The organism is Flavihumibacter sp. UBA7668, from assembly GCF_002483205.1.
Taxonomy (GTDB): domain Bacteria; phylum Bacteroidota; class Bacteroidia; order Chitinophagales; family Chitinophagaceae; genus Flavihumibacter.
The window spans coordinates 348,411-371,732 of record NZ_DLHM01000003.1 but is presented as its reverse complement, the minus strand read 5'-3'; the positions used below and the strand labels follow the sequence as shown (position 1 = coordinate 371,732).

Genomic DNA, 23,322 nt, shown 5'->3' with positions numbered 1-23,322 from the left:
CATGCCCAAAAAGGAATATCCGCTTCAACAATTATCCCATTTTCTTCCGGAAGGTTCATTTGAACTGATTGTTCGCTATCTGCTTCACTACAAAGTTCACCTTACGGTGAGCCGCGATCGTCGTAGTCTGCTGGGTGATTACCGCCATGCACATCAGAACCGGAATCATAGGATCAGTGTAAATGGAAACCTGAATCCCTATTCCTTTCTGATTACCCTTATTCATGAGCTGGCCCACCTGGTTACATTTGAACAGTATAGCCATCGGGTGCAGGCACACGGTAAAGAATGGAAACAATTGTACCGACAACTACTCGAGCAGTTTTTGGGTAAGCAGATATTTCCACAGGACGTCGAAACAGCCCTGCTCACCAGTCTACATAACCTGCCTGCCAGTAGTTGTGCTGATGAACCTTTGATGCGGGTGCTTCGGCAGTATGATCATCCCGATGATAAACAATTGCTGGTTGAAGAAATTCCGGAAGGGGCATTATTCGAAATTGAAGGTGGACGAATCTTCCGGAAGGGAAAAAAATTAAGAAAAAGATATCAATGTAAAGAGTTGGCTACCGGAAAGTTGTACCTTTTCAGTGGCTTGTATGAAGTCTTAAACCATCAAATATGAAAAAAATAATCCTTAGTTCCATGGTATTGCTCTTTTCATTGCCGGGTTTTACTCAAACAGAACAACGCGACTGGCTTGTTGGTGGCAGTTTTGCACTGAATACCAGCCGGAATACCACTATCAGCCTGACTCCGGCTGCCGGCTATTTTTTCCTGAATAATTTTGCCGCCGGTGGCACCTTAAATTTATCGTACAATAAAATTGGAGACGAAAAAAGAACTGTTATCGGTTTTGGTCCTTTTGCCCGCTATTATTTCGGTAAGAAAGAGCTCAAACCATTTATCGCCAGTGAATATATTTTCACTTCCAACAAGTTTGATAACCCAAATTTCAGCTCTACGGTAAACGGGGCAGATTTCTTTATCGGACCCGGACTCGCCGCATTTGTTAATGAGCATATAGCAATTGAAACAATTGTGGGATATGTAAATTCTAAAGTGTCTGATGTGCCCAGTGATGGAGGTGTAGTTGTACGGATCGGTTTTCAGATCTACCTGAGTCCAAGAGGTATTGTTGATACCTATAGAACCAAATAAAAGGCGATTAAATAACTTAGAGCGATTTTTTCATCCAGACATCACAGCCGAAGTGCCCTGATGCACCTACGGGTGCCGGTAAGTAGACAAATCCAAATTGTTCGTAAACGGATACCGCTTTCCGAAGTTCAGGCATTGTTTCCAGATAAACTGTGTGGTAACCGATTCTTTTTGCCCGATCCAAACTGCGACGGATTAATTCCTTACCCAAACCCTTACCCCTTGCTTCTTTCCTCAGGTACATTTTGACCAGTTCGCACCAGCCTTCCGGTAATCCGGCTGTTGGAAATATTCCGGCTCCACCAAGGAGTTTTCCATCCTGTTCGGCAATCAGGTAAAAACTACCTGCTGTCTGAAACAAATCAAATAAATGATCGGTAGTATCGTCGTAATAGACGGTTCCGGGTTTGTTTGCACCAAATTCTGTAAGTGCCGTCCGTACTATGCTGGCCAATTCCTGGTTATCGCCAGCTTGAATCGGTCGGATGATCCATTCCATAGCACAAAACTACTGCTTAAGCAAGTACCAATGCAAACAGCCCATAAAACAATACCAGGGAGGTAAAGATGGCTGCAATGAAAACTTTGTCGGCGTTCTTGGAGTGCATGTTCAGATTTTTTTATAGAACCTATTATGCCAAAAACGTGCCAGCTCAGAAAATCGTATATATTTTTCCTCTATTTATTTTGTGACAGGAATAAAAAAAGTATATATATTTGTCTAAATATAAATTTAGACAAGTCTAAATAATGAAATCAGTTTATCTTTTTATCCTTGCTGTATTTGGTGTTCAGGTGGTTTACGCCCAGATCCCGAACAACAATTGCAGGATAGTGGAAGAAGGATCCAATCGTCCAGTGGCAGGGGCAACCATTCAGTATAAGCGAAATAAAGCCGCAGTTGTGGCCGATAGTTTGGGGAGTTTTTCACCCAGACAATTACTGGGAGATAGTATAACCAGGGCTGTATTGCTGATTACAGCCATTGGATTTGAATCAAAAGAATGGCAATGGAATAAAGGGGATTCGATTCTCCAGTTGCAATCTGCTGCGAATGAAATGGATGCCGTGGTGGTAAGTGGTACCATGCGGGCCGTAACCCGATCTTCCAGTCCGGTTCCTGTGGAAGTGTACTCAGCACAGTTTTTTAGAAAAAATCCAAGTCCCAGTTTGTTTGATGCTCTTCAATTGGTGAATGGCGTTCGACCTCAATTGAATTGCAATGTTTGTAATACGGGCGATATACATATTAATGGTCTGGAAGGCCCCTATACCATGGTATTGATTGATGGAATGCCAATTGTCAGCAGTCTGGCAACTGTTTATGGACTACAGGGAATTCCCAGTTCACTGGTGGAACGTATTGAGGTGGTGAAAGGCCCTGCTTCTTCTTTGTATGGTTCGGAGGCGATGGGCGGACTCATCAATGTGATTACAAAAAATCCGGAAAAAGCACCTCGCTTTTCGGTTGAGTATACCGGAACCAGCTGGCGCGAGCATAACCTGGATGCAGGATTTAAGATTAAAACCGGTACGAGGAGTACCGCGTTGGTAGGTATCAATTATTTTAATTACACCCACCGCATAGATAAAAACGGTGATAATTTTACTGATGTAACCCTGCAAAACAGACTCTCTTTATTCAGTAAAATCAACTGGAATCGGGAAAAGGGGCGTCAGGCAGGAATGGCAGTTCGATTTATAACAGAAGATCGCTGGGGGGGAGAAATGCAATGGACCCGGGCAAACAGGGGAGGAGATGAACTATATGGAGAACAGATTTCCACCAACCGGATTGAATGGATTGGTAACTACCAATTACCCACAACCGAAAAATTGGTAGCCTCTTTTTCTACCAATAAACACCAGCAACGATCTGCTTATGGTACTACTATTTACGATGCAGATCAATATATTGGATTCGGTCAACTGACCTGGGAAAAAAAGCTGGGATCAAAACATCAGTTATTATCGGGTATTGTTGCCCGTTATACCTACTATGATGATAATACCCCTGCAACTCTAAAGGCAGATGGCAAAACCAATCGTCCTGATCAGGTGGTGATTCCGGGTATTTTTATTCAGGATGATATTACCATGCACGCTAACCACCAACTGTTAACCGGGTTTAGGTATGATTACGATAAACGTCATGGATCCATTTATACTCCCCGGATTGCCTATAAATGGAAATTGTCACCATTTGATTACCTGCGATTAAATATCGGTACCGGATTTCGGGTTGTTAATCTGTTTACAGAGGATCATGCGGCTTTAACTGGTTCGCGCGAAGTGGTGCTATTGGATGAGTTGAAACCGGAACGCAGTTATAATGCAAGTTTGAATTATACCAGGAAAATAGTAGTAGGACAAGGATTCGTAAACCTCGAAGCAGCGGGTTGGTATACCTATTTTTCGAACCGGATTGTACCTGATTATCTAACGGATCCCGATAAAATTATTTATGCTAACCTGGATGGTTATGCGGAGTCGCTGGGGGTCAGTCTGAATTTGGATGGACAGTTCAGTCATCGCTTGCGTTTCACAAGTGGTCTCACCCTGCAGGATGTACGAACCATGCAGCGTGATGGCAGCGGCCGTATGCAACGAAATCGCCAGTTATTAACGGAACGCTGGTCGGGCACCTGGACCCTATCCTATAAATTAGGTAATTCCGGCTGGTCTGCCGATTATACAGGATCTGTATATGGACCGATGTTATTGCCCTTACTGTCTGAATTGGATCCCCGTTCACCCAAATCGCCTGTCTGGAGCTTACAACACCTCCAGGTGACAAAAAAAGTCAAATCAGGTCTGGAGATTTTTGGCGGAATAAAGAATCTGCTGAATTTCACACCCGATAAAGGAAACCCTTTCCTGATTGCCCGATCCAATGACCCCTTCGACAAAAATGTACAGCGAGATGCCAATGGTACCATACTCGCCACCCCCGACAATCCCTATGCCCTCAGCTTCGATCCCACCTATGTATACGCCCCAAACCAGGGAAGGCGAATTTATTTCGGTCTCCGTTTTAGTAGGTAGGGGGGGACTAAAACGAATTCTTTTCTCTCTATCCTTCCATTTCCCGTCTTCCATTTCCCGTCTCCCCTTTCCTCCCTTTCCCCTACCTTTGGTATGTGAAATCCCGAGTTACTCTCTTCCTTATGGCCTTGCTGCTGCTTACCCAAACGGAACTGCACCAGCTCCTGAAACTACCGATTCTGGTAGAACATTTTCAGGAACATAAGGCATTAAATAAGGATATCTCTCTACTGGATTTTCTAAAAGAACATTATCTCGGACATACCGTAATCGATAACGATTACCAGCGTGATATGCAGCTTCCCTTTAAAACAACAGATTGCGTTAGTACCGTACTGATTGCGCTGGTAGAACCGGTAAATTTTGATATTCCACGAGCGGAAGTATTTATCGAACGTGAATTTAATCTCCATAAGCATTATATCCCGTCTCAGGGTGCCCTGAATGCAATTTTCCAGCCTCCACGGTTGGCATGATCAGTCGGTTTTTATTGATCATTTTAAATTTTAACTAATGTTGAATGCAATTATCCGCTTTTCCATACGGAATAAGCTGATCATCGGTTTATTTATTGCAGGATTGATCGGGTATGGTGCTTATTCCGTTTCAAAACTGCCAATCGACGCATTACCCGATATAACCAGTAACCAGGTACAGGTGATAACGGTTACGCCTACCCTGGCTGCTCCGGAAGTAGAGCGACTTATTTCTTTTACCATTGAGCAATCCACTGCTAATATTCCGGGAATCCATGAAATGCGGTCAATATCCCGGTTCGGATTATCGGTGGTTACCATCGTATTTAATGATGATATAGATATGTATTGGGCCCGCCAGCAGGTGGCAGAAAGACTTACCAGTATAAAGGAACAAATCCCCGTAACGGCAGGAATTCCTCAAATGGCACCACCCACTACCGGTCTCGGTGAAATTTTCCAGTATATCATCAAGCCCCAAAAAGGCTATGAGGATAAAATTGATCTCACTGAACTTCGATCTATCCAGGATTGGATTGTTCGTCGGCAATTGCTCGGTATCCCGGGGGTAGCAGATGTTAGCAGCTTTGGCGGGAAACTAAAACAATATGAAGTAGCCGTCATGCCAGATCGGCTTAAAAGCATGGATCTGACCCTTGCAGATGTTTTTGCTGCGCTTGAAAAAAACAACCAGAATTCGGGTGGCGGTTATATCGAACGTAACAGTACGGCGCTTTTTATTCGTACAGAGGGGCTCGCCATGAACCTGGAAGATATTCGCTCTATTTATATAAAGTCAACCAGTTCCGGGTTGCCCATCTACCTGCGCGATATTGCAGAAGTTCGCATGGGCCATGCCGTTCGATACGGCGCAATGGTGGATGCGGATAAAGGTGAAGTTGCAGGTGCCGTGGTGCTGATGCTGAAAGGAGCCAATGCATCACAGGTTGTAAAAGATGTCAAAACCCGAATGGCCATTATTGAAAAAACATTACCGGAAGGAGTTGCAATCGAAACCTTTTATGACCGGACCAAAATGGTGGATAATGCATTAGGTACGGTAAAGAAAAACCTATTGGAAGGAGCCCTGATTGTTGTGTTTATTTTGGTGCTTTTTTTGGGAAATTTCCGTGCGGGATTAATTGTGGCTTCTGTAATTCCGCTGGCCATGCTCTTCGCCGTAATAATGATGAATATTTTTGGCGTATCGGGCAATCTGATGAGTTTGGGAGCACTTGATTTTGGATTGATTGTGGATGGTGCAGTTATCATTGTGGAAGCAGTTATGCATCGATTGTATCATACCAAATCTTTTGCATCGGTTCGAAATATAACGCAGGATGAAATGAATTCCGAAGTAGAACATGCTTCCTCCAAAATGATGAATGCAGCAGTATTTGGACAAATCATTATTCTGATTGTATATCTCCCAATCCTTACCCTGGTAGGAATTGAGGGTAAGATGTTTAAACCCATGGCACAAACCGTGAGTTTTGCTCTGATCGGTGCCTTTTTGTTATCGGTTACTTATGTGCCGATGATCACATCGCTGGTGCTGGGTAAGAAACTGAATCACAAGCCGACTATTTCTGATCGTATCATGAATAAATTGGTGAGCTGGTATCAACCGGTTTTGAAAAAAGTGCTGGCTGTACCCCGATGGTTGGTAGTCGGCTCGGTGGCCCTGTTTGTTCTGGCAGTTTTTTTGATGACCCGTCTTGGTGGAGAATTTATTCCCGAACTGGAAGAAGGTGATTTTGCTGTTGATACCCGGGTGCTGGTAGGAAGTTCGCTGACTACATCAATTGAAGCATCGCAAAAAGGAGCGGGACTGCTACTCAAAAAATTCCCCGAAATTGAAAAGATTGTAACACGAATTGGTGCGGGAGAAATTCCCACGGATCCCATGCCGATTGAAATGGGTGATATGATTATTCTGCTCAAACCAAAAAAAGAATGGATCAGTGCTGATAATTATGATGATCTGGCTACAAAGATGAGTGCAGAACTGAGTGCGATTCCAGGGCTCACCGCGGGTTTTCAGTTCCCGGTTCAAATGCGTTTCAATGAATTGATATCAGGTGCACGACAGGATGTGGTTTGTAAAATATTTGGTGAGGACCTTGATTCGCTGGCCGTATTTGCGCATCGGCTTTCAGGTATCGTTCGGGGTGTTGAAGGAGCAACTGATTTATATGTTGAAACCGTAACCGGACTACCACAGATCGTTGTAAATTACAACCGTTCGGCGATTGCCCGATATCGTTTACAGATTGAAGATATAAATACCTTGATCCGTGCTGCTTTTGCAGGAGAATCAGCCGGACTTATTTACGAAAATGAACGACGATTTGATCTGGTGGTTCGATTAAGTGAAGAAGGCCGGAAAGATGTTAAGGATATCGAACAATTGTTGATACCAACACCATCCGGTACGCAAATTCCTCTATACCAGGTCGCTTCAGTTGAAATAAAAGATGGGCCCAATCAGATACAACGGGAAGATGCCAAACGAAGAATTGTGGTAGGATTTAATGTGAGAGGAACGGATGTGGAATCAGTAGTCACGGAACTGGGAGAGAAGGTGAAAAAGGAATTGGTGCTACCCGCAGGCTACTATATTCATTACGGCGGACAGTTTGAAAATCTTCAACATGCTAAAGCCCGTTTGTCGATTGCCGTTCCAGTTGCATTGTTGTTAATTTTATTGCTTTTATATTTCTCCTTTGGGTCTATAAAATACGGGTTGCTTATTTTTTCTGCTATTCCATTATCCGCAATAGGCGGAGTGTTTGCTTTGTATTTGAGGTCCATGCCTTTTAGTATTTCTGCTGGTATTGGATTCATCGCCTTATTTGGCGTTGCAGTATTAAATGGAATTGTATTGATTGCTGAATTTAATCGCCTTAAAAAAGAAGGAGAAACCAATCTTCAAACTATTGTTATGGAAGGAACCAGTTTACGTCTTCGGCCGGTGTTAATGACAGCAGCTGTTGCTTCACTCGGATTTTTACCGATGGCGCTAAGTCACGGTCCGGGCGCCGAAGTGCAACGTCCGCTTGCAACCGTCGTAATCGGTGGATTGTTTACGGCAACCTTACTTACGCTGCTTTTATTGCCGGTATTATATGTTTGGCTGGAAAGGAAATCGGGCAAGTTTAAGGTTAACGTGACCGCGGTATTTATTCTTTTTGTGGGATGTTTGACAGGTGTAAATGCAAACGCACAACCGAATCAGTCTAGACCTGTTTCTATTGATAGTTTGCTGGCATTGGTGAATCGCCAGAGTCTGGATATCAAAGCTGCCGAGAAGCAGGAAGCCTATTGGAAAACGCTGGAATCTGGAACTTTTGAATTATCTAAAACCCAGGTGGGCATTGAATATGGTCGTTTTAATTCGGTGTTTGCAGATAACCGGCTTTTTCTGAACCAGGGCTTGAAATTGCCGGCAGTTTATAAATCACAAAAAAAACTTTATCAGACGCAGGGAAAATTGCAAGCACGTATTACGGGTATGCATCGAAGTGAGTTGAGAAAGGAAATACGGATGTTATTTGTTCAATTGATTGATCTGAAAGAAAGGGAAAAGTTATTGCTTTCACTGGATAGTATTTATAGCAGGTTCAGTTTGGCGGCAAGCTTGCGTTTACAGACGGGTGAATCCAATCAGTTGGAAAAAACCACTGCAGATGCATTGGTGGAGCAGTTGCGCCTGCAATTGAAGCAACTTGATTTTGATCGATCCATTGTTCAGCAACGATTGATGTCAATGACTAATAGCAGTGTTTTATTTGAGCCCGTATATGAAGATCCATTAATGGCAAAACCAGTTATAATGGGAGTTACGGATAGTAGTCCGGGTATTCAGCTATTGGAAGAACAGGCGCGGGTTGCGTTAGCAACCGGTAAAGTGGAGAAGGCGCAACTACTGCCGGAATTTACAGTTGGTTACACAAATATGTCCATTGTTGGTTACCAGACGAAAAATGGAGTGGATGATTTGTATTTCGGTCCGGGTTATCGTTTTCACTCTGTAAATTTCACCATGGGGGTTCCGCTTTTCATGAAAGCTACCCGTACGAGGATGAAAGCTTCTAAGGTGCAGGCAGAACAGGCCTCCATGCAGGCAGATGCAATGCGGCAAACGATAAAGTACAGACAGATAGCATTGCAGCAGGAGGTGAATAAATACGAAGAACAAATACGTTATTACCAAACGAGCGGACGCTCGCATGCGGAAGCATTGGAGCTGCAGGCCCGGGATGCTTACAGGGAGGGGGAGATTGATTACCTGCAATGGACCCAGCTGATGAATCAGGTGATCGCTATACGGTTGAGTTACCTTGATGCGATGAAGGCGTACAATGCCCAACAGGCGGAAATTTATTACTTAATCGGAAAATGAAAAAAATGAAATGGATAATAAGTTGTAGCTGCTGGCTGATACTGGCTGGCTGCGCATCAAAAGAAACTAAAACAGAAGAAACAGTAGCACTGATGGAGAGTTCCATAGTTGGCCTGGAGCCGGCGCAATTTCAATTGGCAGGTATTGATACCGGCCGGGCAGTGCTGGAAAAAATCAGCAGTAAATTGACGGTTAATGGGGTGGTGGATGTTCCGCCTCAGAATATTGTGTCTGTGAGTTTTCCTCTTGGTGGTTATCTGAAATCTACCCGTTTGTTGCCAGGGATGAGGATCCGCAGAGGTGAAGTTATTGGTATGATTGAAGATCAGGGACTGGTTCAGTTGCAACAGGATTACCTCGTTACAAAATCAAAATTACAGTACCTGAAACAGGATTTTGAACGACAGCAATTGTTAAATGAGAACAAGATAAATGCCGATAAGGTATTACAACAGGTGAGTTCGGAGTACCAGAGTCAGCAGGTTTTATTGAAGGGATACAGTGAAAAGTTACAATTGGTCGGCATTCAGCCCGATCAGCTAACGGAAGCGAGTTTGTCAAGATCAGTAGCGCTGCGATCTCCCATTAATGGTTATGTTTCCAAAGTGAATGTGAATATTGGTAAATATGTGAACCCTACGGATGTATTATTTGAACTTATCAATCCGGATGATATGCACGGGGCATTGACTGTATTCGAAAAAGATATGTCGAAGCTTCGGCTGGGTCAAAAAGTTAGTATGCAGTTTGTGGATGAGCCGGGTGTGAATTATCCGGGTGATATAATCATTTTTACACGAAATGTAGACGAAAACCGGACAGGAACCGTGCATTGTCATTTTGATAAAATGCCTGATCATCTGATGCCGGGCATGTTTCTGAATGCAACGATTTTTTTGGATGATCGCAAGGCTTTAACTGTTCCTGAAGAGGCAGTTGTACGATATGCTGGTAAACAATATGTTTTCAGATTGGTGGGCGACAATAAGTTTGAAATGGTTGAAGTGCAAGTGGAGCCGGTTGGAAATGCAAGGCATGCCATTACATCCAGCTCAACAGATCTGGGTTCTCAGACTTTGGTAATTAAAAATGCATATGCAGTTTTGGGAAAACTAAAAAATACAGCGGAAGAGGAATGATTATAGAAAGGCTTCACGCACGGGAGCCCAACTGTCCAATACCTTGCAGTCTGTTAATGCAACAGCACTGTGAGGTATATTGGCGGGAATCAATTCCAGATTTCCGGCTTTGAAAACAGTGGTTACTCCACCGATGGTCATTTCCAGTTCGCCTTCGAGGATATAGGTGATTTGTTCGTTTTCATGATGGTGCTCCGGAAGAAGTACGCCTTTTTTAATTTCCCAGATCCCCAGAGATGATTTTTCTCCGTGGATAAATTTTCCGATTTGTCCGGGTTGAATTTCCTTTCCTTTAAGATCGTTCAGGTGTTGCATGCTGCAAAAATAGGTTATCGTTCAAAGAAACAAACACTTCCGCCTACCCATTCTTTGTCTTTATTGTATCGAACGCCAATCATTTTTCCCTTGCTTAAACGTGCCAGGTTGATGGCAGGTTTAGGGCGTGCCCATTCATCTTTCCAGATATACATGATCCGAATTTCTGCTTTGGCTGGAATATCTGGTGTGGGAATAACTTCCGCGTATTGAACCTTCTTTTGAAGGATCCAGTTTTCCGGATCTTTTATGGCCTGGATGTCTGCCGGCGTTACGTCGATAACCACTCCTTGTCCGGCAAAAGAAAAAAGTGGTTTAAGTACATACTGCTCGAGGTTGGTAGGGAATTCTTTCAGTTCATTCAGAAAAAGAGTGGGCGGCACATATGGGTGCTGTATAAAAGGCAGGGTGAATTTGCTTATCCGGTAAAACCAATTGGGGTGCGGAATCCATTCCACATCGAGGACCTGTGTGATGTCCACAAAACTGCCGAGTTGAGATTTTTGTGCATTCAAATCATCAAATATTATGCGGTTGTAGATGCGCTTGACCTGAATTCGTTTTCCGTTGTTCTGGTAGTACAATAATTTGCCTTCCTGTTCAAGTTCGGTTATACATACGGGTTGAATACCGATATAGGTTTGCGTACAATAGAAATCGATCCTGGTTTTTTGTTCATGTGGTTTGATCTCAAGCAAAATCACTTCTTCCGGTTCGTAGGGGCCAAGTATCAATGATTTCAGGTCGGACAGATAGGTTTCTTTAGTATAATTTCCCAGGTATTGGGAATAATTCTCAGGGATATTAAAATGCTTACGTAGTACTTCAGGATAATACACCTGAAATCCAAAGAGGGTTGGGAAGCCCTGCATTTCAATTAGCTGAGGTTCGAGTTCCTTTTTTTCATTTTCACAGATACCAAAATCGAAAGCGATCATGTGTGCTATTGGTGATTCATTAGGGACCCGTTCAGATGAAGGAATGCTTCGTTCAGTTAATTGTAGAAAATCAGGCGCGAGTATACGATCTACAATGCTTTCGCAGGCGTTGATGATTTTTTGCTTGAAGGCAAGATCAGCGAGTATCGGCGTTTCCGCTACACGAAATTCAATTGCACCAGGATGCCCACTATGCAGTTCTGTTATGAATGCTTCGTACTGTTCTTTGGTAAAATTTTCATTGAAGCTTTTTCGCCATGCAGGAACCATAAAATTGCCTTTGTTTGAAGATACAGAATTGCAGCTTCTTATACTACTTCAACTGGGGCCAATTGTTTGATTGAGTGGTTTAAAAAATTCGGTAATACCTGCGAGTAGGTGTATACTATTTTATCCGGATCATTCAATTGTTCAATCATACTTTTCCACTTTTCAAATCCGTGGTTATTGATGACGGTTTCTTTTTTATCGGCACGTTGCAGGTACATGCTCATCCCGATGGCGTCTGCTTCAGGATGGAATTGTGTTCCTACCATATATTCATTGAAGCGGAAGGCCATCATGGCGCGTTCAAAGGGGACATGTGGCCTTTCTTTTTCGATGGCCAGAATTTTGCCACCCAGCTGTCGGATTTTTGCATGATTGGGTTGGATAACCTGATAGTCGCGGCTGTCCACTGCATAGAAGGGATCACGCAGGTGGTTGAATACCGGTTCGGAATGGGCGCCTGGTAACATATGCACCGGAAAAACGCCGAAAGCGGTTGATTTGCGATTGGTTACGACACCTACGCCGAAATGCCGGCAGGCCAGCTGATAGGAGTGACAGATAAAAAAGACCTGCTTTTTACGTTGGTTGTTAGCGTTTTCGTTATAGGCCACCACCGTTTGGAGCCAGTTGAAATAAACTTCTTCCCAGGCAGAACCCAGGCTGTCGAGAGGAGATCCGGGTCCTCCGCTGGAAATATAAATATCATAACTGATATCGGGTACCTGCTCTTTAATTCTGACTTCAAACTCATCCCATTCCAAATCGAGCTGGTGTTGATCGGCATACAGATTCAGGATTTCCCTGATACATCGCATTCCCTGGTTTTCCACCCCCTCATACAAATCAAGAATAGCTACCCTTATCTTTCCCAAATCCATTTCCATCCTGCAAATTTAAGGTTTTTCATTTTCACCCGCCGGGTGGCACCCGACCGGTGCCACCCGGCGGGTGAAAGGGTTAATGAACTTTTTCTCCTGATATCCAGGTGCCGAGTACGCGAGTTACGAGCAAGCGGTCTGAAGGAATGGCCAGGAGGTCCTGGTCGAGTAAAATGAAATCGGCAAGCTTGCCGGGTTCCAGACTGCCTTTTTCGGCTTCTTCAAAATTGCTTTTAGCCGCCCAGATGGTCATGCCGCGCAGGGCTTCTTCCCGTGAAAGTGCGTTTTCCGGTTGGTATCCACCTGCCGGAAATCCCTTTGCATCCTGTCGCACTACTGCGGCATAAAATGTTTTGAAGGGTGAAATGTCTTCTACCGGAAAATCAGTACCCAAAGGAATCCAGCCATTTTGCTTCATCAGATCCTGAAAAGCGTAGGCCCCTTTTTCACGTTCACTACCCAATCGCTTTCCAGCCCAATACATATCGGAAGTGGCATGGGTTGGTTGTACAGAAGGAATAATTCCATATTGTCCGAATAATGCAAAATCACTAGCATTCACAACCTGAGCATGTTCGATTCTCCAACGCCGGTCTGACCTGGCCACCAGATGTTTCGCGTAGATCTTTAATATAGTACGGTTGCCGCTATCACCAATAGCATGTGTGTTCATCTGAAAGGGCGTTTTTGCAAGCAATGCGGCGATGGAATCGAAATGTTCGGGATCGCTTAACAAAAACCCTTTATTTCCTGTATGATCAGCATAATCTTCAAGCAGGCAGGCGCCTCTTGATCCGAGTGCGCCATCTGCATATACTTTAAAAGAGCGGACGTTCAACCGATCCGTTTTGATGATGCCTTTAGGAAGCAGGTAATCGTAATTTTTCTTACTATCGCTCAGCATTGCATAGATGCGCATTTTAAGTTCACCTGATTTTTGCATACCGTCGATAAATTCCACTTCATTGTAATCAAGTCCGCAATCATCCACGGTGGTTAATCCCATTGCGAAACAATTTCGCTGGGCATCCAGCAATGCTTCCTTCATTTGCACCTCTGTAGGAGCTGTTATTTTTGATTCAACCAGGCCGATGGCATTATCAATTAGTAAGCCTGTTAATTGGCCATTTTTGACTTCAATTTTCCCGCCGGTTAGCTGATCTCCTGCTTTGATGCCAGCCAGTTCAAGTGCTTTGCTGTTGGCCATGGCCGCATGCCCGTCGATCCGACTCAATAACACGGGCCGGTCAGGGAATAGTTTATTGAGTGCTTCATTGGTTGGGAATTCCTGGCTGGACCAATCATTCTGATCCCATCCTCTTCCGATGATCCAGCCTTCAGGCCGAATTGCAGAAAATTTCACGAGGGTGTCCAGGATCGCCTGCCAGCTGGTAGTTCCAACAAGATCAGCTGTTTGTAATCCTAAGCCGTACCGATAAAAATGACAATGGGCGTCTATGAAACCGGGATAGATGAATTTGCCTTTGGCATCAAACAATTCCTTTGCCGAATATTGACTGCTGATGTTTTCATCCGATCCGATGGCAAGAATTTTTCCATCACGTATAGCCATTGACGTTGCCTTGCTGAATTGGCTGTCTACGGTATAAATAACTGCATTACGGATCAGCAGGTCAGCTGAAGGTTTTCCTGAACAGGCCCAACAGAATATGGAAACCAGGGCAATAATTGCCAGTTGAAAAAAAGATTTCAAGAAGTAGAATTTTAATTATAAAACGATGCCGAATATCGTATCTACAACCAATGATAAGAGGCTGTTTTTGAATTGTTCAATTCTTATAACGGATAAGCCCGCCTGTTTCAATGCAATCATTTGTGCTAGGTCTTTTTGTCCGAGTACCAGCCACTCAAAGTCCTGGGTGGTAAGTTTGCCTTCCGAAAGCAGGATTGTCCATCGCTTCAGGCTTTCTTTGGTTTCATCCAAAAACTTACGGCCATCTTTTATAGCAGCTTTGGTGTAATTTTTCACGAATAGTTTGGCCAGTTCTTCCACCTGTTGTTTCAGTGTTTTGAAGATATCTTCGAATTTTACTGCTTCTGCCATAAGATTAATTTACTGTTGCAGTTCTTTAGGTGTGAGTTTGCCACTTTCCAGTTCGGCAAGCTGATCAAATGCTTTCCCTACAATAATTTTTGCTTCTCCAATAAATGTAGCATTGAGTTGTACTTCTTTTTTCCAGCGCGATAAAAATCCGCCGAGCAAATTTTTCTCGGGATCTTTTAGCAGGTCCCACATCTGAATCCTCAATTGATTTTTTTTTCTGTGTAATTCGTATTCATAGAGTTTGTCGAGCTGATCAGTAAACACGGTGATTTCCTTTTGCTGGGAGGTATAGGTTTTTTCCGCTTTATCCATAAGCTTGAGTGCATCTACTTTTAAGCTGGTAGATTCTTTATATACATACTGGTCGTATGGAGCAGAAGTTACACAGGCGGATGGAAGCAAAAGTAAACAACCCAGCACCAGTGTTAACCACCAATTACCGAAAGTTCGCTTATGAATCAGTGTTTGATACTCAGATACCATATAGGAATTGACTTTTTATATAATCAACAACAGCGACCATGCTATTGGTTTCCTGATAAACTTTCATCTGGCGATCGGCCCCGGTTCCGGTTTCCAGCAAATTGGGTATCAGGTTAAGAATATGGCGGCTTCCCAATTGATCCACCACATCATCCACAAAATCCAGCAGCTCATAAATCAATACCCTGGTATTCACTTCTTCTTCTTTCCCAAAATCGATCAGTCTGCCATCAATCCCGTACCTGCTGGCACGCCATTTGTTCTCGTTTATAAGTGCGCGTGAGTATTGGATAAAGTTGAGGTTGGTGGTTCTTAGTTTGTAAATTTTAGCACAGATTGCCTGGAATAGTGCTGCAATTATAATCGTTTCATGGGTGGTCATCGGAACATCACAGATCCGGAATTCGACCGTATTAAAAAAAGGATGCACCCTTAGATCCCACCAGATTTTTTTCGCATTGTCTATGCAGTTGGTTTTCACCAGCATTTTTACATAATGATCATAATCTTCAATAGTGTCGAAATACTCAGGAATACCTGTACGTGGGAATTTATCAAATACTTTTGTGCGAAAGGATTTGTAGCCGGTTAGTCGGCCTTCCCAGAAGGGAGAGTTGGTGCTAAGTGCATAAATATGCGGTAAAAAATAGCGGGTGCTGTTCGCAATATGATTTGCCATTTCCCGGCTCTCCATTCCTACGTGCACATGTAGGCCAAAAATGAGGTTACTGCGGGCGGCTTCCTGCAGTTCATTTACGATTTCACTATAACGCACATGATCCGTGATTAACTGGCTTTCCCAATGGCTGAAGGGATGGGTACCCGAAGCACCCATAGCAAAGCCGAGATCGCCTGCAACATGGGAAATTGTGTTCCGAAGGGTAGCAACATCTTTGAGTGCTTCATCAATGTCTTTGCAGATATCGGTGCCCACTTCCACAACCGCCTGGTGCATCTCTGCTTTTACTTTGTCCTTGATGATTTTTTGTCCCTCTAAAACTATTTTCTGTTCATGGCTTTTCAGCTCCCGCGATTGGGGATCGAGCACCATGTATTCTTCTTCAATGCCCAGGGTGAATTGCTGGTAGTTGATCATGTTGAAAAGTAAAAAGTTAAAAGTAAAAAGTTAAAAGTAGGGGTTACTATTTATTGAAATTCTCATTTTATTCGAGCAAACAAAAAACGAGCAAACAAAAAACGAACAATTTAAAAGAACAAGCCAAATCAAACAACTAATAACGAACAAAGGCTGAATAATCAAATAATCAAAAGCGAAAAACCTGTCTTAAGTGCAATTAGGAACATGAAATTTGAAAATTGACCATCTAATTAATCAAACTTCCCACTATTTTATAATTCGAGCACTACCTTGTTATTCAGATTTTCGGGATACAGATGTTTAAAGTCCGGCTGTTAAAGCTGTTTTTGCTGCACTTCGCTTGATGTATTCTCCCCAGGTCAGGTTGTCTTTGCCGGGTATGAATGCCATCGCTTTTTCAATAGCATAATTGGCGGCGGTTTCAACTACCCAGGCGAAATTATCTTCACCAACACTTTTGATTTCTGCATCGGGAGCGGGATTGCAAAAGTCAATTGCATAAGGAATACCGTCTCTTAAAGCGAGCTCTACGGTGTTGAAGTCGTAGCCCAGAAAATGATTGATTCTTAAAACAATTTCTTCCATCTGTTTAAGCCTTTCCGGACTTGGTGTAAATCCGGCCTGATAACGAAGATGATGCGGATTACGGGGTTCATAGGGCATGATGCGAACATGTTTTCCTCCTATGCAATAACAACGATAGTATTCATCAAAGATGATTTCTTCCTGTAACAACATAACCAGCTCACCTGTTTCGCTGTGTTTCTCGAAGAAATCTTCCATGCTTGTAAGTTTGTATACATTTTTCCATCCACCGCCAGCGAAGGGTTTCATATAAGCGGGGAAACCAACATAACTGAAAATTCCTTCCCAGTCGAGTGGGTAAGCGAGGTTACTGAACGACTGATCGGAGGTGTCGGCAGGAAGATCACGGGAGGGGAGAATAACGGTTTTGGGAACCGGTACACCAATTTTGGTAGCCAGACAGTTATTGAAAAATTTTTCGTCGGCGCTCCACCAGAATGGGTTGTTGATAACGGCTGTTCCGCACAGTGCTGCATTTTTCAGAAAGGCCCGGTAAAAGGGAACATCCTGCGAAATGCGGTCTATGATCACGGCATAGTCGGTTGCTTCGCCCTGCATAACTTTATCAATTCGAACCGGTTCGGCAACGATGCCTTCGATATTTTTACTGTTCACCCGTTCGATGAATGCCATTGGGAAGCTTCGCTCCTGGCCAAACAAAATGCCTATTTTCTTCATGTGTAATGGTATTGATGAATGGAAATGATCTGCCTTGAATATACTATTATTTAGGCAAGTATAAAACGACCAATCAGGTTTTCAGAAAGCTTTTTTTCATCAAATTCCTGTATTTTCATCGCCCTGTATTATTTTATTGTGAACTGTTATGAGTGTATTGATGCCGCCGGAGAAAACAACTGTTACAATTGATATCAAATCCTTTCAGGTTGATTCTGCTTTCCTGGAAAGAGAGGTAAAGGTAGATGCTTATTTGCCTGTTTTTCTGACAGGAAAAGAGCGGCCTTCCCTCTTATTGTTGAATGATGGCCAGGATATGGGTGCGATGGGATGGACGGCTATCTTTGGGGATTTTTTCCATCGAAATGGGGCCATTCCGCTGATTGCTGTAGCGATTCATGCAGGGATAGATCGAAAAATGGAATATGGAACGGCTGAAGTTCCTGATTATCTGGGTCGCGGAGCAAAGGCGGGTGATTATACGAAGTTTTTATTTGAGGAATTATTGCCGGTGATCAGGAAGGAATTGGGCTATCCGGAATTCAGTGAAAAAGTGTTTGCCGGATTTAGTTTGGGGGGATTGTCGGCCCTGGATATTGTATGGGCGCATCCGCATGAGTTTACAAGGGTTGGTGTTTTTTCAGCATCACTCTGGTGGCGGATGATTGATCAGACGGAACCTGATTATGACGATGATAAACATCGAATCATGCACGAGCTGGTCCGCAAGGGTAATTATGCTCCCTGGTTGAAATTTTTTCTTTGTACGGGAACGCTTGATGAAACCAATGATCGGAACGGAAATGGCATTATCGATTCCATTGATGATACGCTGGGATTGATGGAGGAGTTGGAGCGAAAGGGGTATCATCGCGAAACGGATATGTATTACCTGGAATTGGCAGATGGTCGCCATGATGTGGTAACCTGGGGCCGGGCGATGCCGGTGTTTCTGGATTGGGCGTTTGGGAGGAGGTAAAAATAAAAAGAGGCTGTCTCATTACGAGACAGCCTCTTTTTATTTGGATAGTTTTTAATTAAAAGTTCAAGCGGAACCCTAATTGGCTAACCCATCTTGCACTATAGTTTGGAACAGTGCTTGTGCTTACAGTATAAGGATCAACATTTGTGTTGTTCGGATTGAATCTGTATTGAGGTACCATTGCGTTGGTATATCCTGAAAAATCGAGCGCATTGAATTGATCGAAACTTGCAAAATAAGTTCTGCCCCATTCTCTGTTCAACATATTGGTGAAGTTAAATACATCATAGCTTATCTGAACAGAGTATACCTTACCTCCGAGTTTTACATTAAAATCTTGTGCAATTTTTAAATCAAGCAAATGGGTGAAAGGAAGTCGATCACCATTTCTCTCTGCGAAATCACCTCTCCTGCTTTTGAGGTAGGAGTTATTTTGTATGAACTGTTCAAAAGCAGCGCGTTGCTGATCTGGTGTAAAGGTTGTCCCGGAAACTGTGTTGTTTAAGAAAGTCATAGTTTGAATTTCTTGACTGGTTGGAACATAAATCAGGTCATTGAAATTACTGGCTCCATCCCGAATAGGGCTTCCGTTTCTATATGTGTAACTAAGTGGGTTTCCTGATTGACCATTGTAAACCAGAGAGAGAGTAGTTGCCATTTTTTTTCTGGCATAGCTGAATTTTTTGGCAACGAAAGCAAAAATGCGATGTCCTTGGCTAAAGTCAGAAACAGAACGGGTAAGTGCATTGCGGCTGTTTACTGCTTCCATATTTGCCCACTGACTCAGGTTTACTGAACTGGTAGCTTCATGGAGTGTTACGGATTCGCCGTATGTATAATTGGCATTAAAGCTAAAACCGCGCTGGAATCTTTTTTCCAGTGAAAAAGTAAAATTGTAGCTGTATCCTTTATCACCATCATTGTTAGAAAGGATCATTACATTATCATAGGGATTATTGCCTGTAGGGAAGGCAATTTTAGCCGGATTCTGATACACCTGACGCTCATCCGGACCAGCAGAAACCAGGTTAGGCTGTACGATATTAGCGTTGGTGTAGAAGGTTTCATTGATTCCTTTGGTAAAGATTCCTTCAACAGTGAATTTCCATCCATTTCCAAAGTTTTTGTCCACGGCTAAAGAAGTACGCAACACTTTTGGAGCACGGAATTTTTCAGAAATCAGATCAATATTTCCTTTTGAAACACCAAATCCAAGATCTTCCGGACGATACTGGTTGAAAGGATCGGGGCGGAAGGTGATTTGTGCCAGAGCTGCTGAGTTTTGTGATGAACTTGCTGTAAATCGGGCCTGGCTGATTCCGGTATTATTGTAAATGCCTCCAGGCCAAACCAGCGGAATACGTCCGGTGAACATACCTACACCACCACGAATCACGATATTTTCTTCGTCGATTTTATAGGTAAATCCAAGTCGTGGTGAAATCGCTACCGGCATTTTTGGTTTTTGCCCGGAACGAGCCCCTTTAAAATCATGGAATTGTGAGAAAATTGGCAGAGCAGTTTCATTGAAATAGGTGTCTTCTGGTGCATCAGTTAAGAAAATGTTGTAATCAGCACGAATACCCAAGTTTAGGGTAAATGCCTCGTTTACTTTTATTTCATCATTAATAAAAAGGCCTAATCGTGCTGTTTTGAAGTTAGCTGCCGCTCCGGTATTGTCGCTTAGATCGTTATCAACAGTTGGATATCCAATTATATATTGACGAGGATTTCCATTGGCAAGAAAAGTTGCAATGTCTGCAAATTCATAGTTGCCATATGTGTTTTGAAGAAATACATTATAAGCTTTGTTCAGTTCGTTATCGGTGCCAAACGTTAATGAGTGTTTGCCACGGTTAATCTTAAAGGCATCAAAAAGACTAATGGTGGATTGTTCCAGTTTGTTTTGAGTGGAGCTATTGTCTGATCCAAATACGAAACGTCCGGCACCATCAAAAATCGTAACCCTTGGGAAGGGGTCACCAAGTGGTACCCGATCATCCAGAACATCTGTGTAAGTGATGAGTAATTTATTACTCATACCTCTTTTAAGGTTGCTGTTTAATTCTGCAGATAAGGAATTTGTTTTTGTTGGAAACAGGTATCCGTTATTATAAAAGTTAATGGCAGTATTGCTGCTGCTGGATGTATTAAATCGCTCTCCTTTATTTAACCGGTAACTGAAGGAGAACTTATGGCGGGAATTTATATTCCAGTCTAATTTAGCTGTGATACGATCAACATTTACTTTTTCAGGATTGTCATTAAATCCACCGGTTTCGTAACCATACTGGCTAAGAATAGTAGAACGCAGGTTGTTAACAACATTTATATCCTGCGTATTTCCGGAATAATTGTCGAAATCATATGGTTGAGGGCGTTCATCGCGCTGAACCTCACCATTAATAAAGAAGAAGAGTTTGTTTTTGATAATTGGACCACCAACTCTGAAACCAATTGTTTGATTTTTGAACTCTGACAGTTTGCTTGCATTATCCTTTTCGCCGGTAGGTGTTTTACCGGATAGGTCCTGGTTGCGGAAGAAATAGTAAACAGAGCCCTGGAATTGGTTTGTCCCTGAACGGGTGATGGCATTGATTCCACCTCCGGTAAAATTACCAAGAGATGCATCATATGGCGAAACAACCACCTGGAACTGGTCAATCGCATCTATAGATATTGGTGCTATTCCTGCTTGTCCGCCATTTGTTCCGGATGCAGCTAAGCCGAATACATCGTTGTTAACGGCCCCGTCAATATAAAAGGAGTTGAAACGGTTATTTTGTCCGGCGATGGTGATGCCACCGTCAACTGCAGTAAGTTTAGCTTGCGGGATTGCTCTGAGGTAATCAGTAATATTCCGTCCAACAGTTGGAAGGTTGGCCATTTGATCACGGCCGATCACAGTTTCGGCACCACCTTTACCACCAGCAGCTGTTTGTTTTCTAACTGAGCTAACAATAACTGCCGCCAGTTCATCAATTTTATCTGTCAGATTGATGTCTGCACGGAAAGTTTCACCCAGTGTAAGGAAAATCTCGTCTTTTTTTGTGGTTTGGAAGTTTACAAAACTGGCTTCGATGGAATAAGGACCGCCAGGGTTCATGTTTTGGATGTCAAAACGCCCACCAACGCGGGTGGTGCTGGTATAAACAGATCCAGTAGGAATGTGGGTAGCTTTGATTGTCGCACCAACTAGGGGTTCTCCTGTTGAGGTCTTTACAAATCCGCTCATGCTACTGGTCGTTACCTGAGCTGTTGCGCTGGCAGTGAATGCCATCAGGAGGCAGACCAGCCGTACAATTCTCTTCAAAAGCATAATGTGTGTGTTTTACAATTTGCTGCAAAGAAACTGAATAATTTTATTATGTTATTAGGATAGTGTTAACAAATTGTAACCTCCCCGTTTACCCCGAAGAAAGTCGTCAGACACCAGTGAGACAGGTATCAGACACCAGTGAGATAGGTGTCTGATACCTATCTAATAGCATTCTAACTCCTATCTGACACCTCTCTAACAGTGTTCTAACACCTGTCTGACGTCTATTCTCGGGTTTCCCGTAGCTTTGCAAAAATTTGGACTATGCTGGATAGTATCGAAAGTGCCATTGAGGACTTTAAAGAAGGGAAGATGCTGATTGTGGTGGACGATGAAGACCGCGAAAATGAAGGGGATTTTGTTATTGCTGCCCGCCATGTAACACCCGAAGTGATCAATTTTATGAGTAAAGAAGGCCGCGGACTCATCTGCGCCCCCCTCGTGGAAGATCGCTGTGAAGAACTAAAGCTCGATATGATGGTTTCCAGTAATACCGCCCTGCACGAAACCGCCTTCACCGTATCCGTCGACCTGCTCGGGCACGGCTGCACCACCGGTATTTCCGCTCACGACCGCGCCAAAACCATCCAGGCCCTCATTAATCCGGATACCCGCCCCGAAGAACTTGGCCGCCCCGGACATATATTTCCCCTGAAAGCAAAAAAAGGCGGCGTGCTCCGCCGTGCCGGTCATACTGAAGCCACCATTGATCTGGCCCGCCTGGCCGGATGCGAGCCCGCCGGTGTGCTGGTCGAAATTCTGAACGAAGACGGTACCATGGCCCGACTGCCGCAACTAATGGAAATCTCTAAAAAATTTGGTATCAAGATCATCTCCATCAAAGACCTGATTGAATACCGCCTCAAACGCGACACCCTGATCGAAGAGGTGGTTCGGGTTGATATGCCCACCCAATTTGGCCATTTTACCATGGTCGCTTTTCGAGAAAAACACACCCTCAACGAACATATGGCCCTAATCAAGGGTAGCTGGGAAAAAGATGAACCGGTGTTTGTTCGCGTGCATTCCAGCTGCTTCACCGGTGATATCCTCGGTTCTCTTCGTTGCGATTGCGGTGAACAACTCCATAAAGCGCTGCAACTGGTGGAAGCCGAAGGTAAAGGCGTAGTCCTGTATATGAATCAGGAGGGCAGGGGCATCGGCCTCATGAATAAACTCCGGGCTTACAAACTTCAGGAGGAAGGAATGGACACCGTGGAAGCCAACCTGCACCTGGGGTTTCCTATGGATAAGCGTGATTACGGTGTCGGAGCGCAAATCCTCCGTCACCTTAACGTCTCCAAATTGAAACTTATCAGCAATAATCCGAAAAAAAGAGCCGGACTGGTAGGATATGGGATCGAAATTGTGGACACCGTACCAATTCGTATCCACCCCAATCCGCACAACGAAAAATACCTTCAGACAAAGAGAGATAAACTGGGACATACAATTCTTGGCGCGGAAGGAGAATAGAAGGAAGT

At 43.5% G+C, this 23,322-nt stretch carries 18 protein-coding genes; 8 read left to right on the top strand and 10 right to left on the bottom strand.

Features of this window, described 5'->3' with window-relative positions:
• Position 1 precedes the first annotated feature (1 nt).
• A complete protein-coding gene (locus tag B2746_RS07395; RefSeq protein ID WP_290792221.1) occupies positions 2-625 on the top strand; it encodes a SprT-like domain-containing protein in 624 nt (207 codons plus the stop codon).
• The gene (locus B2746_RS07390) at positions 622-1,161 is read left to right on the top strand and encodes an outer membrane beta-barrel protein (RefSeq protein WP_290792220.1); all 540 of its coding nucleotides are present in this window, start codon (positions 622-624) and stop codon (positions 1,159-1,161) included. The genes B2746_RS07395 and B2746_RS07390 overlap by 4 nt, the downstream gene beginning before the upstream one ends.
• A 16-nt stretch (positions 1,162-1,177) precedes the next feature.
• Here the strand turns inward: B2746_RS07390 and B2746_RS07385 are convergent, their stop codons facing one another.
• Entirely contained in the window at positions 1,178-1,660 is a 483-nt protein-coding gene (locus B2746_RS07385) for a GNAT family N-acetyltransferase (RefSeq protein ID WP_290792219.1), read from the bottom strand.
• A 251-nt stretch (positions 1,661-1,911) separates the two neighbouring features.
• Here B2746_RS07385 and B2746_RS07380 point away from each other — a divergent pair, with 251 nt between their 5' ends.
• The 4 genes from B2746_RS07380 to B2746_RS07365 all read left to right on the top strand — a co-directional run bounded on the left by B2746_RS07380 (position 1,912) and on the right by B2746_RS07365 (position 10,226).
• Positions 1,912-4,206 carry a TonB-dependent receptor gene (locus B2746_RS07380; RefSeq protein WP_290792218.1) on the top strand — a complete coding sequence of 765 codons (2,295 nt, stop codon included), beginning with the start codon at positions 1,912-1,914 and terminating at the stop codon, positions 4,204-4,206.
• Positions 4,207-4,328: 122 nt separating this feature from the next.
• The gene (locus B2746_RS07375) at positions 4,329-4,682 is read left to right on the top strand and encodes a hypothetical protein (protein ID WP_290792217.1); all 354 of its coding nucleotides are present in this window, start codon (positions 4,329-4,331) and stop codon (positions 4,680-4,682) included.
• Between the two features lie 37 nt (positions 4,683-4,719).
• On the top strand, positions 4,720-9,087 hold the full coding sequence (locus tag B2746_RS07370; protein WP_290792216.1) for a CusA/CzcA family heavy metal efflux RND transporter: 4,368 nt from the start codon (positions 4,720-4,722) through the stop codon (positions 9,085-9,087).
• Between the two features lie 5 nt (positions 9,088-9,092).
• Positions 9,093-10,226 (top strand): efflux RND transporter periplasmic adaptor subunit, encoded by a 1,134-nt coding sequence (locus B2746_RS07365; RefSeq protein ID WP_290792215.1) that lies wholly within the window; start codon positions 9,093-9,095, stop codon positions 10,224-10,226.
• Here B2746_RS07365 and B2746_RS07360 read toward each other — a convergent pair whose 3' ends face one another.
• The 8 genes from B2746_RS07360 to B2746_RS07325 all read right to left on the bottom strand — a co-directional run bounded on the left by B2746_RS07360 (position 10,227) and on the right by B2746_RS07325 (position 17,537).
• On the bottom strand, positions 10,227-10,541 hold the full coding sequence (locus tag B2746_RS07360) for a cupin domain-containing protein (RefSeq protein ID WP_290792214.1): 315 nt from the start codon (positions 10,539-10,541) through the stop codon (positions 10,227-10,229).
• Positions 10,542-10,555: 14 nt separating this feature from the next.
• The gene (locus B2746_RS07355) at positions 10,556-11,749 is read right to left on the bottom strand and encodes a hypothetical protein (RefSeq protein ID WP_290792213.1); all 1,194 of its coding nucleotides are present in this window, start codon (positions 11,747-11,749) and stop codon (positions 10,556-10,558) included.
• Positions 11,750-11,787: 38 nt separating this feature from the next.
• Positions 11,788-12,633, bottom strand: a complete 846-nt coding sequence (locus tag B2746_RS07350; protein ID WP_290792212.1) for a type 1 glutamine amidotransferase — start codon at positions 12,631-12,633, stop codon at positions 11,788-11,790.
• Between the two features lie 73 nt (positions 12,634-12,706).
• The gene (locus B2746_RS07345) at positions 12,707-14,341 is read right to left on the bottom strand and encodes an amidohydrolase (protein WP_290792211.1); all 1,635 of its coding nucleotides are present in this window, start codon (positions 14,339-14,341) and stop codon (positions 12,707-12,709) included.
• Positions 14,342-14,356: 15 nt separating this feature from the next.
• A complete protein-coding gene (locus B2746_RS07340; RefSeq protein WP_290792210.1) occupies positions 14,357-14,692 on the bottom strand; it encodes a hypothetical protein in 336 nt (111 codons plus the stop codon).
• A 9-nt stretch (positions 14,693-14,701) separates the two neighbouring features.
• Positions 14,702-15,175 (bottom strand): hypothetical protein, encoded by a 474-nt coding sequence (locus tag B2746_RS07335; RefSeq protein WP_290792209.1) that lies wholly within the window; start codon positions 15,173-15,175, stop codon positions 14,702-14,704.
• Complete coding sequence (locus B2746_RS07330; protein WP_290792208.1) at positions 15,165-16,271, bottom strand: carboxylate-amine ligase; 1,107 nt, start codon at positions 16,269-16,271, stop codon at positions 15,165-15,167. The genes B2746_RS07335 and B2746_RS07330 overlap by 11 nt, the downstream gene beginning before the upstream one ends.
• Positions 16,272-16,574: 303 nt before the next feature.
• Positions 16,575-17,537, bottom strand: coding sequence for an ATP-grasp domain-containing protein (locus B2746_RS07325; protein WP_290792207.1), 963 nt, complete (start codon positions 17,535-17,537; stop codon positions 16,575-16,577).
• Positions 17,538-17,685: 148 nt separating this feature from the next.
• Between B2746_RS07325 and B2746_RS07320 the strand changes: the two genes are divergently transcribed.
• Positions 17,686-18,516, top strand: coding sequence for an alpha/beta hydrolase (locus tag B2746_RS07320; RefSeq protein WP_290792206.1), 831 nt, complete (start codon positions 17,686-17,688; stop codon positions 18,514-18,516).
• A 58-nt stretch (positions 18,517-18,574) separates the two neighbouring features.
• Here the strand turns inward: B2746_RS07320 and B2746_RS07315 are convergent, their stop codons facing one another.
• On the bottom strand, positions 18,575-21,838 hold the full coding sequence (locus B2746_RS07315) for a TonB-dependent receptor (protein ID WP_290792205.1): 3,264 nt from the start codon (positions 21,836-21,838) through the stop codon (positions 18,575-18,577).
• A gap of 264 nt (positions 21,839-22,102) precedes the next feature.
• Here B2746_RS07315 and B2746_RS07310 point away from each other — a divergent pair, with 264 nt between their 5' ends.
• Complete coding sequence (locus B2746_RS07310) at positions 22,103-23,314, top strand: bifunctional 3,4-dihydroxy-2-butanone-4-phosphate synthase/GTP cyclohydrolase II (RefSeq protein WP_290792204.1); 1,212 nt, start codon at positions 22,103-22,105, stop codon at positions 23,312-23,314.
• The last annotated feature ends 8 nt before the right edge of the window (positions 23,315-23,322 follow it).